This is a genomic window from Streptomyces sp. NPDC057616 (genome assembly GCF_042800575.1).
Taxonomy (GTDB): domain Bacteria; phylum Actinomycetota; class Actinomycetes; order Streptomycetales; family Streptomycetaceae; genus Streptomyces.
Genome location: NZ_JBHVGU010000015.1, coordinates 1 through 12,598 on the forward strand (window position 1 = coordinate 1; position 12,598 = coordinate 12,598).

Sequence of the window (12,598 nt, forward strand, 5' to 3'; positions counted from 1 at the left end):
ATGCCCCAGGGAAGCCCCGCCGCCCCCCCACCACCCCTCAGACTTCGTGTGGGTTCGCGCGTCCCCCCCCCGTCCCCCCCCCCCCCCCCGCCGGCGGGCCGGGGCGGCGGACGGGCAGGTCACCGACGAAAGCGCACGAGTCGAGCGGACGAGGGGGACGGGACAGAGTGATCCTGGTGACCGGGGCATCGGGGACGGTGGGACGCGAGGTGGTACGCCGCCTCCCGCCCGAACACGCGCTGCGGGTGATGACCCGACGGCCCGCCGCCTACGGCGAAACCCGCCCCGGCATGCAGGTGGTGGGCGGCGACTTCACCGACGAGGACTCACTGGCCCGGGCCGTGCGGGGAGTGACGACCGCCTTCCTGGTCACCAGCCCCCTCGCCGCCGGATGGGACGAACGCTTCCTGCGCGCCGCCCACCACGCCCACGTCGAACGGGTCGTGAAACTCTCCGCCGCGGCCGTCCTGGACCCCGGCGCCGACGACGCCATCACCCGCCGCCAACGCGCCTGCGAGGACATCGTGCGCACCGCCGGGCCGGCCTGGACCCTGCTACGCCCCCGCGCCTTCATGTCCAACACCCTGACCTGGGCCCACACCATACGAACCGAACGCACCGTCCGCGCCCTGCACCGCTCCTCCCCCGTCGCCTGCGTCGACCCCCGCGACGTCGCCGAGATCGCCGTCCACGCCCTCACCGAACCCGAACACGCCGGACACGCCTACGAAATCACCGGACCCGCCGCCCTGACCGCCATCCAGCAGACCGCCCACCTCGCCCACCTCCTCGGCCACCGGCTGCACTGCCAGGAATGGGGCGAAAACGCCGCCCGCACCGCCTGGCGCCGACACCACCCCGAACCCGTCGTCGACGCCCTCCTGCACAGCGCCCGCCGCCAACAAGCCGGAGCCAAAGCACACGTCCGCACCACCATCCCCGACACCACCGGCCACCCCGCCCGCCCCTACACCACCTGGGCCACCGACCACCTCACCGCCTTCACCTAACCCCCACAGGGGCACCCACCCGCCCCGCCCCCACCACACAGGCACCGGCCGACACCCCCGCCCCCCACCAGGCCCGCCAGACCGGACCGGCGTACAGACCGGACCGGCGTACAGGCCCGGAACCACACCGGCCCGCGGAACACGCCGAACCACACCGGCGCACGAAACGGGACGCGCCCCAACGCACCGATACACGAGACAGACCCGAACATGCCGACGCGCGGACCACCCCCGTCCGCGCCACAGGCCGGACCGCACCCACACGCCACACACCCGCCCCCGGCCCAAGAAAACAACGACCGCACGCCCCACCCCGACCGGCCGCCACCACACCACACCGGACGGACCAAAGACCCAACCGACACCCGGACCACACCAGACCACACCGGCACGCGACACACCCCCCACCCGCCGCACAGCACAACCACGGCAAACCCCCACCCGGCCACCACCCGACCACCCGGCCCAGCCGCCACCCGAGAACACCCCGGCCCAGTCCCGCCCGACACAGCACCCCACCCCCACACGACCGACCCACCCGCACCACCCCACACCCCCAACCCCGGACCCAGCCCCGACCCGGCCGCCACCACGGCATACCCGACCCACACGACAGACCACCCCGGCACCCGGACACCCATCACCCCGCACCGGCCCGCCGACAACACCCCGCACCCGGACCCCCGGACCACACCCGACCCGGGCCACCGACACCCTGACCCACCGAACCCACACCCGGACACCGCACCGCCCGCACCCGCACCCGCACGGCACCACCCGCACCCGCACGGCACCACCTGCACCCGCACGGCACCACCTGCACCCGCACCACGACCACCCCGCCCCCGGCCCCCGGCCCCCGGCCCCCGGCCCCCGGACACGGCAACCCGCCCCCCACCCCCACAAGGCCCGCACCCGCCGCCCGCTTCCCCTCCCCACCACCCCATGTAATATACAAACTGGACGGTTTTTTCTTACCCCGCCAGAACCGACCGCCCCCACCGGCCCGCACCGGCCGGCCCCGACACCCGCGGCGCACCGGACGGAGTCACCCCATGCCCATGCAGGACCGTGCGATCCGCACCCGCCGCAAAATCCTCACCGCCGCCGCCGAAGTCTTCGAAACCCGCGGCTACCAGTCCGCCACCATCAGCGAGGTCCTCAAGGCCGCCGGCGTCACCAAAGGCGCCCTCTACTTCCACTTCCAGTCCAAGGAAGACCTCGCCCAGGGCGTCCTGCACGCCCAGGACCAAGGCATCACCCTCCCCCCACGCACCAGCAAAACCCAAGAACTCGTCGACGTCGTCATGCTCCACGCCCACCGCCTGACCACCGACCCCATGGTCCGCGCCGGCGTCCGCCTCACCATGGACCAAACCTCCCACGGCCTCGACCGCACCGGCCCCTTCCACACCTGGTCCCACCTCGCCCAACAACTCCTCGACGCCGCCCGCACCCAAGGCGAACTCCTCCCCCACGTCGACACCCACGCCACCGCCGACGTCCTCACCGGCGCCTTCGCCGGCATCCAATCCATGTCCCACGCCCTCACCGACTACAACGACCTCATGCAACGCACCAGCACCCTCCTCCAACACATCCTCCCCAGCATCATCAACCCCTCCCTCATCACCCACCTCGACCTCACCCCCACCCGCGGCACCACCGTCTACACCGAAGTCCACACCCAATACACCCACACCCACCACGACGCCGACCACAACAACGGCGACAACGACAACGACAACGACAACGACAACGACGACACCAGCAACAACAACGCCGCCTAACGACACCGCCACGAATCCCCCGCCGCCCCGGCCCGGAAGCGGACCGGCAAGAAGACCGCCGCCACGACGCCGACCGCCTCGTCCGCGGCGCCAAAACTCGTCGGCCTCGTGCGCGAACACCTGGCGGGCCAGAGCGAATCCCGCTCGGCAGCGGAGAACACCACCGCCCTGGGACAGCAGCATCCCGAACGCACAATCAAGACCACCGTCGCACGCACCACACTCGAAGCACTCGTCGCCAAGAACCAGGCCCAGCGCACCAAGCAGGGCTCGTCCGTCTTCAACACCGCGGAAAACCGAACCCGCCATCCAGGACGAGCCAACCGCGCAAGACCCGGCCTGAGCCAACCCCTGGCAGACCAGGTCCCGTAGGGCCGCACCACCCACAGCGCCGCCAGGCAATGACGTCGGACCCGCCCGCGCCCCCTGGGGGACTGAAGAAAGAACGGTGCAACTCCCGATCATGGAAGATGCACCGATGACCAGTAACGACCATTCTGCGGAAGCGAGTTCAGAGCCAGCTCCGCAGTCGGCGAAAGCCGTGGATGACCAGCTGATCGAGGAGTTGGTGGGCCGTGCCCAGGCCGAAGGACTGCAGCTGACCGGCGAGGCAGGTCTGCTGCAGCAGCTCACCAAACGGCTCCTGGAGTCGGCACTGGAGAGCGAGGTCACCGATCACCATGGCCATGACCGGCATGATCCGGCAGGCAAGAACGACAGCAACTCCCGTAACGGAACACACTCCAAAACGATGCTGCCCGAGGTCAGCCCCGTCAAGAATGCCGTGCCTCGCGACCGCGACGGAACCTTCGAACCGAAGATCGTGAAGAAGCGACAGCGACGTCTGACCGACGTCGACGAGACGGTCATCTCACTCGCCGCGAAGGGCCTGACGACCGGCGAGGTGCAGGCCCACCTCGCCGAGGTCTATGGCACCGACGTCTCCCGCCAGACGATCTCGACCATCACCGACAAGGTCCTCGAGGGCATGGCCGAATGGCAAAACCGCCCCCTCGACCCGATCTACCCAGTCATCTTCATCAATGCCATCCACGTGAAGATCCGCGACGGTGCGGTCGCCAACCGACCGATCTATGTGGCCCCGGCCGTCACACCGGAGGGCCGCCGAGAGATCCTCGGCCTGTGAGCCGGTGACGGCAGCAAGGGCGCCAAGCACCGGCTGCACATCCTGACCGAGATCAAGAACCGCGGCGTCAGCGACGTGCTGATGCTCGTCAGCGACGGCCGCACGGCCCGCCCGACGCCGTCGAGACCCTCTGACCGGCCACGATCGTGAAGACCTGCGTGGTTCACCTCCTACGCAACTCCTTCCGCTATGCGGCCCGTCAGGACTGGGACAAGATCGCCAAAGCCCTCAAGCCCATCTATACGGCAGCCACCGAAGACGCCGCGCTGGAGCGGTTCGCCGCGTTCGCAGACACCTGGGGCAAGAAGTACCCGGCGATCGTCAGGCTCTGGGAGAACGCCTGGGAGGAGTTCACCCCGTTCCTTCGGTTCGACAGCGAGATCCGCAGGATCGTCTGCACGACCAACGCCATCGAGTCCGTCAACGCCCGCATCCGCCGGGCCATCAAAGCTCGCGGCCACTTCCCCAACGAGCAGGCCGCGCTGAAATGCGTCTACATGGCGATCATGTCGCTCGACCCCACGGGCAAGGGACAAGACAAGCCCGCGGGACCAGCCGCTGGAAAACCGCTCTCAACGCCTTCGCCATCACCTTCGACGGCCGACTCAGGGCAGCACGCAGCCGACCCTCAACAACCCCAGTTACACCGTTGATTGGACAGTCCCGGACCAGGCGCAACAGCAGCACGACCTGACGGCCGCTCGGCGGCTGCTGCGACGCCGACAGCTGGACCTGAAGCTGGCCGAGACCGCCGACGGCGACATAGATGCCCACCTGCACCTGCTGCTGGCCCAAGCACGCACCGCAGGACTGATACCAGCCGGCGACGAGTTCGACAGCCGCGAGGCGCTCCTCGACGCCCTGCGCGAAGCGGTCCGCTTCCCACGGCCTGCCGCCGGCGAGAAGCCCTCCCACAATGAGCGCACCTCAGCACTGCAGGAGCGCCGCACCCAACTGCGGGCCCAACTGAGCGAGATCATCGAACAGCGGCAGTTCCTCGTACGACAGGAAGCCGTGGAAGACAGTTACACTCAGGTGGTACAGCGCGGCATCTCCCGCCTGCACGCCGTTGACCTGATCCCCGACGGCACCAGCCCGCGGGCAGAAGACACAGCATGCCCGTTGTGCGGATCGGAACTGGCACAGCCCGATCACACGGTCGAAGACATGCAGCAGACCCTCAACGCTCTTCGCGGACAGCTGACCTCCGTGCGCACCGTTCGGCCTCGGCGCGAGCAGACCCTGCGGGATCTCGCCGACCAGGCCGACACCGCCCGCGAAGAACTCCGCGGCGTAGAAGGAGCTCTCAACTCACTGGCCGAACTGGAAACCGGCCGGAACCGCTTCCGCTCCCAGGCCGAGGAACAGGCCTTCCTGCGCGGCCGGATCGATGCCCACCTCAGCCAACTCCCAGACACCGGGGATAGCTACGAAGGCAGCCTCCTGCAGCTGCGAGCAGCCGCGGCGTTCGCGCAGGCTCAGGTCGACGACCTCGAGGTCGAACTCGACACGGAGGCGGTGCAGGACAGGTTCGATCACGCCCTGAGCTACATCAGCGCCGACATGACCGCCTACGCACAGGCACTCAAGCTCGAGCACAGCCAGCGCAGCATCCGCCTCGACGTACGGAAACTGACCGTCCTCGCCGACTCCGACGACGGCATTGTCCCCCTGCTGCGTATCGGCAGCGGCGAGAACTGGGTCGGCTACCACCTCGTCGCCCACCTGGCCCTGCACCGCTACTTCACCCTCCACCAGCGACCCGTGCCCCGCCTGCTCCTCCTGAACCAGGTCACCCAGCCCTTCTACCCCTCCGAAGTCGCCAAAGACAGCGGCAACCCCGACCTCATCCGCTCCGACGCCGACCGCAACACCGTCCGCGGCATGTTCGAGCTGATGTACCGCTTCACCAACGACCTCGCCCCCAACTTCCAGCTCATCGTCAGCGACCACGCCAACCTGCCCGACCAGTGGTACCAAGACTGCGTCCGACACAACTGGCGCAACGGCGAGGCCCTCGTCCCCCAAGCCTGGATCGACGAGCACGCCGGCTAGGCGTACTGGGCCGTTGATTCGAGGGCTGCGGACCCATCTCATCTTCGTCCAGTGCAACTCCGTTCGCTGGTTGGGGATTTACCGGCCCTATCTGCACGAGGCTGACGTCCAGGCGGCGCGAGCTCCTACGCTCGGCAGCAGACAACTGATCCTGGGTGCGGATCCCGGTGATCCGGGCAGAAGGGGCTGCCGTGGCCGACGAACAGATGTCGAAGACCCTCGCTTTCCACGTCGAGCACTACCTGATCGCGGTGGCTGAGCATCTGATGGCGAGGAACGTGGCCATCAGACGCGTGTACAGCTGCGGCCCGTACACCGAGGAGGGCCACGTCTTCCCGGACGTCGAAGGCACGTTGTACTACTCCAAGCATTTCGGGCAGCAACTGGACGACCAGGGCGGCGTCGATCTGCATTGGTCGGGAACGTCCGGCTGGCGGCTGGGCTCGGATGACCCGGAGACCCCTGATGAGGACGCTCACTGGATGGGCACCGGCCTGCTGCCGGAGCCGGAGCGGGTGGCGGCCTTCCTCGACACCTACCGCCTCAACCCAGAGAAGGCCGGCAGCAGGGAACGTCCGTACTACCGCGCCGAGGGCAGAGACTTCCCCGCCCTTCTACAAAGGCTTTCCGCCTACCTGCCTGCCCGCACATCGTTCGAGTACGCGACGGGAGTACGGTTCTCCACCGCTCGCGACAAAGCGTACGCGCGGCGTGTCCTCAATGTTCTGACGCCGCCGGGCAAGGACCCGGTCGTCGACGTGCCGCTGCGCGCCGGCGAGTTGGAGGCGCTGCTGCAGCTGCTGGAGTACGTCCAGGTGTCCTCCGCCCCCATGGGACCAGGGGACTTCGCCAGTGAGCCGACGGTAGCGAAGGCCTGGCGGCTTGTGACAAGCCGCCAGGAACCGGACTTCAGGTCATGATTCGCGAGTCGTCTCAGCCGGGAAGGACTTATCGACCGCTCGGCTCCGGACGGGTTGCGGAGTTCGACTGGGGATGCGACGCCGGACGACACAGCCCCTGGGAGTCAGTTGCGGCGGCGTCGGACGGTGCGCAGCCACCGCCCCAGAGCCGAGCGACGGCCGTCCTCTCCTGGCCCCGAAGGTGGGAACGGAGGAAGCGGTGGCAGCGGGGGCTGTGACGTGCGCGGAGGCTCCACAGGCGGCCCGGATTCTTTTGTCGGGCCAGCAGGCTACGCCGTGCAGACCGTGAGGGCTCAAGGCGGCGACAGGACCGTCGAGGTCGCGGCCGGAGCGGACGGCACGGCACGGCACGGACGAAGCTCACGCTGGACGTATCTACGGCGAGCATCTCCGGGTGACCAGCAAGAGCGCGAACGGCGGGGTCAGCGACGCGGCATCGTGGGGCATCAGCTACGACACCACACCGACCGTCACTTCGGACGTCTGCCCGGAGAACGGTTCCGGCGGCGGTCCGGGTGTCCCGGGCACCCAGGCTCTTAACCTGGCCCGGATACAGCTGTCGGATAGTCAGCGCCCTGACGCGCCAGCTCTTCTGGGAGCTCAGCTCCATCATCGAGCTGAGTCCCCTGCGAGCATGCAGGACAGAGGGCTTCTCTCCGGTGGAGGCTGCGCAGACTCGCTCGAGTGGAGCTCTCAAGCAGGTCTTCAGCTCCTTCGCCGAAGGCGTTGACCGGACCGACGAGGGACAGGTTCAGCGGGCCCAGCGCGCGTTCGAGGGCATGCTGGATGAGTACACCGGCTCCTATGGCTGGCACGGGACGCTGGCGAAGGTCACAGCCGCGCTGGCCCGGGACGGCTACCGGGTCAGCCCGACCCCTTGTCGCACCGGGCCCTCATCGACAGACGCCGGCCGATCCGTCGGCCCCAGGGAACGACCGCTGTGGTGCACGGACCCGCGGATTCGTGATCGATGGCCTATCCGTCGCCGCCGTGACGTTCAATCACCACCGGATGTGAGCCAGCGCCGCACGTCTTACATTCCCTCCGCGCACAAAACGGGCCGCGACGGTGTATCACGAGGCGAGCACGCGCTGATGCAGCTCGGTGACGACCTTGCGGGCAGAGGAGATCGCGCCGTGCTGCCAGGCGTCCAGATAGCTGAGGTAGTCACCGGCGAAGTACACGTGCCCCTGGGCCGTGTTGAGCGGTGCGTACGCCGGTGCGTCGGGGCCGCCGGGCATGGAGTGCCAGGCGCCTTCGAGGTGGGGGACGAGTTTCCACTGGTGGGAGTAGGACGCGGCGAGTTCGCTGCGGTACTTGCCGCCGTGGATCTTGACGCCCTGGTCCAGGGCGCGTTCCAGGCGCTGGGCCGGGGTGAGGGCCGAGTACACGTCGGAGTGGGCGCCGGTGTTGTAGTAGCCGATGATCAGGCCGCGTTCGCCCAGGTGGCCGTAGGACGGATACCAGATGTGATCGAGGTCCAGGTCGGTCTCGGTGATGCCGCCGAAGATTCTGAAATCCCTTTCCCACCAGCGGCTCTTGTACTCGAGGCCGATCTTGGAGGCGTAGGACGGCTTCACCGCCTGCAGAGCGGTCTGCACGGCGGTGCCGAGGTTGTGCGGGGTCTTGGCCAGGATGTGGGGGGCGAGGGTGGCGATGCAGTAGTCGGCCGTGATGGTGCGGGTACGGCCGTTGTGGGTGTAGGTGACCTGCACGCCGTCGGAGGTGTTCTTGATGTCGGTGACGGGTGCGCCGGTGCGGATCTTCTCCTCGCCTATGGCGCGGGCGAACGCCATCGGTATCCGGTCCATGCCGCCGACGGGCTGGAACATCAGCATCGCCTGGTCGTAGCCGAACTCGAAGGAGAAGTAGCGGCCCACGTTCGAGGCGAACACGTCGGAGAGGGAGGGTACGTTGCCGAGTTCCTCGCCGGGGGTGCCGGCGGCGCCCGGGTCGACGCTGAAGCCGCGGTGTTCGGTCCCCGTGTACGTGTAGTCGGAGCCGAGCGAGCCGTAGCTCTTGAGGAAGGTGAGCAGCCGTTCCTTGTCGTCCGCCGTCAACTCGGCATCCAGGGCACCGGAGTTGGTGGCCTTGGACAGCAACTCGGAGACGTAGCCGTAGACGTCGGCCTTGGCGGTGCGGTACTGGACCGGCGCCTTCATACCGGTGCTCTCGTTGTAGATGAGCGCGCCGGCATTGGTGTTGGTGAAGACCTCGATGGGCACGCCGAGCTCACGGCAGTAGTCGAGGGTGACCATCCACTGGGCGAGGCGTGCGGGGCCGGCGTTCATGTACTGGCCCTTGCTGAACCCCGCGGTCTGGCTGACACCGTTGATGTCGGTCAGCCGGTCGCCGCCGCGGACGGTGAGGTTGCGGCCTCCGACGCGATCGCGTGCTTCGAGGACCGTACAGTCGTAGCCGGCCTTGCCGAGTTCGTAGGCGGAGGTGAGACCGGCGATGCCGCCGCCTATGACGACGATCTTGGCAGGCCTGCCCTTGCGGCCCTGGAGGGTGAAATCGCTGCGTCTGGGGGCGCGGAACGGTGCTTCCTTCTCCGCTGCGTAGGCGGCGGTGGGGGCGAGGCCGAGCGCTCCCATCGTGGCGAACATGGCGCCGGCACCGCCGGTCACACCCACACTGCGCAGGAACGCGCGTCGGCTTGTTCCCGTCCCGATCTGAGGCTCTGTCATGGAGGGGCTCCCCTTCCGATCTTGAACGACGGGGGGAAGCGTGCCAATGGACCGTTACGGCGTACGACGCGTTCGTGTATCCCGCACGTTTCTGCAGGTGCAGAGCCGATCAGACATCGACGCTCGGGGACGGACACACCCGACGTTGCCGTGGGAGGTGGTTCCTGGTGTCGATCAGGCCGGAGGTGCGCTCCTGCGACCAGCTGGACTTCTACGACGAGGAACTCGCCCTGGTCGAGCGGGCTTCGCCCGGCCGGACGCCGGGCGGTGGGTGACGACCTTCCGGTACGACAGGGAGCCGTCCGGAGCAGCACTGACCAACAGCGCGCCGTTGTGGGACGCCCTGGTTCTTCCCGGCACGTCGACGACACCAAAGCGGGAGCGGCCTACCTACGGTGCTCCTCCCAGGAGCGTGTCGCCCGCTGCATGGGTGTCGCCCATCCGTCGGTGCTCTCGGCCGCGATGGAGTGCCAGAGGCGGCGCTGGACGCGGGCCAAGGCATTGAGGCCTGCGGCTGGGGCGAGTTCCCATGCTGGGTGGGCGGCGGCCGCACGCTCCGCATGATCGCAGGTGTGGCCGTGCGCGACCAGCCAAAGCAGCCAGAGCGCGGGATCGATCCAGGCGGCGCCGGTGGAGGCCCATTCCCGGTCCACAAGGAGGGCTCCCTCCCCGGACACGAGTACGTTGTGCGGGTTCCACTCCGTGCGGAGGAGGCTGTCACCAGCGAACCAGGACAGGTCTGCCGGGTCGTCCACGAAGGAGCGGAACCGGTTCGGCATGCTCTTCAACTCGAGGGCCGGAGCGGGGACATCGGCCAACCGTGTCGTGGTGGCCATGACCGCTGGTAGGTCGGACGCGTTGGGTGTGAAGTCGGCGTGCGCGCCATCTGCGTACTCGAAGCCGAGCAGACTCCAGCCGTTGTCTTCGACGCGCCAGAGCAGTTCCGGGGTCGGTAAAACGTGATCATGAAACTAAGGCGGTCTTCTAATCACGTCGATGAGTGAAGTGAGCCCCGCGGCTGCGGGGCTCTCGCCGTTCGGCGAACCTTCGTACCGCGCTAGGAGGAACCGGGCCCGCCCACCCGCCGGCCAAGCACTGGGCGAGCCCGTAGGACCATGAACAACGCTCCGCTCATTAGCCTCACCGCCATTGTTCTCCTCACGGCGGGAGCAGTCACAACGTATGCCGCCTATGCCAACCCCGTGTTGGGCGCAGCAATCCTTGTCGGGGTGGGAGTGACCGGCCTGCTGCTCCTCCTGCTCAAGAACTAGAGCCCAAAGCGTCCCGTCCTTCACCGGGGCCGCCACGGTCCAGGCCTCGTTGTCCGAGGCCCGGACAGTGAGCGCCTCGCACGACAGCTGCCGCTTCCGCGCTGCCCCGACCGCTGCCGGGCAAGGCTCCCCTGCAGCACTCGTACGACGCGGGCCCCTGGTCGGCAGCCGCTCCGAAAAGGCTCAGTCAATCGTTTGCTCAGGCAGGAAGTTGGGTGATGCTGAGGGCGAAGTCCAAGTTCCCCACCCCGTGGTTGGCGAGGCCCACTGTGAGCACGCCCGCTCCTTCCAGCCAGTGCGCCATTTTCAGGCCGCCGACGTCCAGCGGGCGCAGCCCGAGGCTCTCGATGAACGCCTCCACGCCTGCCTTGGCCTGCGCGTTGTCGCCGGCGATGAAGACGTCGGGCCGACCCTTCTCCAGGACATGGCGGAAGATGGTGTTGAACGCCTTCACCACGCTGGCGCCGGCCGGGGCCGCCTTGGCGACTTCCTGCGCGATCGAGGTTTCCTCGCGGTGGGCCAGCCCGTCGAACGTGGAGTTGAAGGGGTTGCTGATGTCGACGATGACCTTGCCGGCGAGTGCGTCTCCGTACTGGGTGATGGCCGGCACGACACCGTTGTACAACAGGGCCACGATGACGATGTCCCCGGCCGGGGTAGTGCCCCATTCTCCGGTCGTGGCGCCGTCGCCGAGAGTCTTGGCCAGGTCAGCGGCCTTGGACTGGTCCCGGCCCATGATCTCGACGGTGTTGCCGCCCGCTAGTGCCCGCGCGCCGATGGTGCGGGCCATGTTTCCGGTGCCGATGATGCTGATGTTGCTCATGAGTTGTCCTGCCCTGGGTGTGGGGTGTTCGGTTCAGATGGCGGTGGTGCCGCCGTCGGCGACGAGTTCCATGCCGTTGACGTAGCTGGAGTCGTCGGAGGCGAGGAAGAGGGCGGCGGTGGCGATTTCGTCGGGGCGGCCCATCTGGCCGCGGGGGATGAGGGACTCGAACTGGCGCTTGGTGGCCTCGTCGAAGAGTTCTTCCTGCTTGGCGGTGGCGACCTGGCCGGGGGTCAGGACGTTGACGCGGATGCGGCGGTCCTTGAGCTCGTTGAGCCAGATGCGTGCCCAGGCCTGCTGGACGGCCTTGCTGCCGGCGTAGACGCTCCAGCCGGGGAAAGCGCCGAGGGAGGCGTTGGAGCCGGTCATGAGGATGGAGCCGCCGTCGTTGAAAAGCGGGAGGGCCTTCTGGACGGTGAACAAGGTGCCGCGGGCGTTGAGCCCGAACCAGGTGTCGAACTGGGCCTCGGTGATCTCGCCGAGCGGGGCCGGCTCGCCGCCGCCGGCGCTGGCCCACAGCACGTCGAGACTGCCCTTCTCCCGCTTGACGGTGTCGTAAAGACGATCCAGGTCGTCCAGGTCGGCGGCATCGCCCTGCACGCCGGTGACGTTGCGGCCGATCTGCTTCACGGCCTCGTCCAGAGCGTCCTGGCGACGGCCGGTGATGAAGACGTGCGCTCCCTCGTCGACGAAGAGCTTCGCGCCGGCCAGCGCCATGCCGGTGGTGCCGCCGGTGATGACCGCGACCTTGCCGTCGAGCTTTCCCATAGTCGTTCCCTTGGGTCGATGGTGCCGTGCGCACCTGAGATGGCGGTGGTATGTACACCGCTCTGTATACATACCGTACGGGGCGGCCTACTGGGACGCAAACTATGTACACCGGTCGTTACCC

Annotated in this window: 10 protein-coding genes and 1 pseudogene; 6 read left to right on the forward strand and 5 right to left on the reverse strand. The window is 68.0% G+C overall.

Features of this window, described 5'->3' with window-relative positions; translation table 11 throughout:
* Nucleotides 1-176 precede the first annotated feature (176 nt).
* The 4 genes and pseudogenes from ACFU97_RS19950 to ACFU97_RS19965 all read left to right on the forward strand — a co-directional run.
* Nucleotides 177-1,010 (forward strand): NAD(P)H-binding protein, encoded by an 834-nt coding sequence (locus ACFU97_RS19950; protein WP_384258107.1) that lies wholly within the window; start codon nucleotides 177-179, stop codon nucleotides 1,008-1,010.
* A 1,055-nt stretch (nucleotides 1,011-2,065) separates the two neighbouring features.
* Entirely contained in the window at nucleotides 2,066-2,800 is a 735-nt protein-coding gene (locus ACFU97_RS19955) for a ScbR family autoregulator-binding transcription factor (protein WP_384258109.1), read from the forward strand.
* Nucleotides 2,801-2,908: 108 nt separating this feature from the next.
* Nucleotides 2,909-3,172: a hypothetical protein gene (locus ACFU97_RS19960; RefSeq protein ID WP_384258111.1), complete on the forward strand. Its 264-nt coding sequence runs from the start codon at nucleotides 2,909-2,911 to the stop codon at nucleotides 3,170-3,172.
* A gap of 106 nt (nucleotides 3,173-3,278) precedes the next feature.
* Nucleotides 3,279-4,569, forward strand: a pseudogene (locus ACFU97_RS19965) (IS256 family transposase); the annotation flags it as partial.
* A 305-nt stretch (nucleotides 4,570-4,874) separates the two neighbouring features.
* On the opposite strand, the gene ACFU97_RS19970 reads toward ACFU97_RS19965, so the two are convergent.
* Nucleotides 4,875-5,012, reverse strand: a complete 138-nt coding sequence (locus ACFU97_RS19970) for a hypothetical protein (protein WP_384258518.1) — start codon at nucleotides 5,010-5,012, stop codon at nucleotides 4,875-4,877.
* A 102-nt stretch (nucleotides 5,013-5,114) separates the two neighbouring features.
* Between ACFU97_RS19970 and ACFU97_RS19975 the strand changes: the two genes are divergently transcribed.
* Together ACFU97_RS19975 and ACFU97_RS19980 are read left to right on the forward strand one after the other, a co-directional pair.
* The gene (locus ACFU97_RS19975) at nucleotides 5,115-6,002 is read left to right on the forward strand and encodes a DUF3732 domain-containing protein (protein ID WP_384258490.1); all 888 of its coding nucleotides are present in this window, start codon (nucleotides 5,115-5,117) and stop codon (nucleotides 6,000-6,002) included.
* Between the two features lie 191 nt (nucleotides 6,003-6,193).
* Nucleotides 6,194-6,922, forward strand: coding sequence for a hypothetical protein (locus ACFU97_RS19980; protein ID WP_384258114.1), 729 nt, complete (start codon nucleotides 6,194-6,196; stop codon nucleotides 6,920-6,922).
* 1,073 nt (nucleotides 6,923-7,995) lie between these two features.
* On the opposite strand, the gene ACFU97_RS19985 is transcribed toward ACFU97_RS19980, so the two are convergent.
* The 4 genes from ACFU97_RS19985 to ACFU97_RS20000 form a co-directional block, all read right to left on the reverse strand.
* Nucleotides 7,996-9,612 (reverse strand): flavin monoamine oxidase family protein, encoded by a 1,617-nt coding sequence (locus ACFU97_RS19985; RefSeq protein WP_384258116.1) that lies wholly within the window; start codon nucleotides 9,610-9,612, stop codon nucleotides 7,996-7,998.
* A gap of 386 nt (nucleotides 9,613-9,998) precedes the next feature.
* On the reverse strand, nucleotides 9,999-10,448 hold the full coding sequence (locus ACFU97_RS19990; RefSeq protein WP_384258118.1) for a hypothetical protein: 450 nt from the start codon (nucleotides 10,446-10,448) through the stop codon (nucleotides 9,999-10,001).
* A gap of 634 nt (nucleotides 10,449-11,082) precedes the next feature.
* A complete protein-coding gene (locus ACFU97_RS19995; RefSeq protein ID WP_384258120.1) occupies nucleotides 11,083-11,706 on the reverse strand; it encodes an NADPH-dependent F420 reductase in 624 nt (207 codons plus the stop codon).
* 33 nt (nucleotides 11,707-11,739) lie between these two features.
* Entirely contained in the window at nucleotides 11,740-12,474 is a 735-nt protein-coding gene (locus tag ACFU97_RS20000; protein WP_037738440.1) for an SDR family NAD(P)-dependent oxidoreductase, read from the reverse strand.
* Nucleotides 12,475-12,598 lie beyond the last annotated feature (124 nt).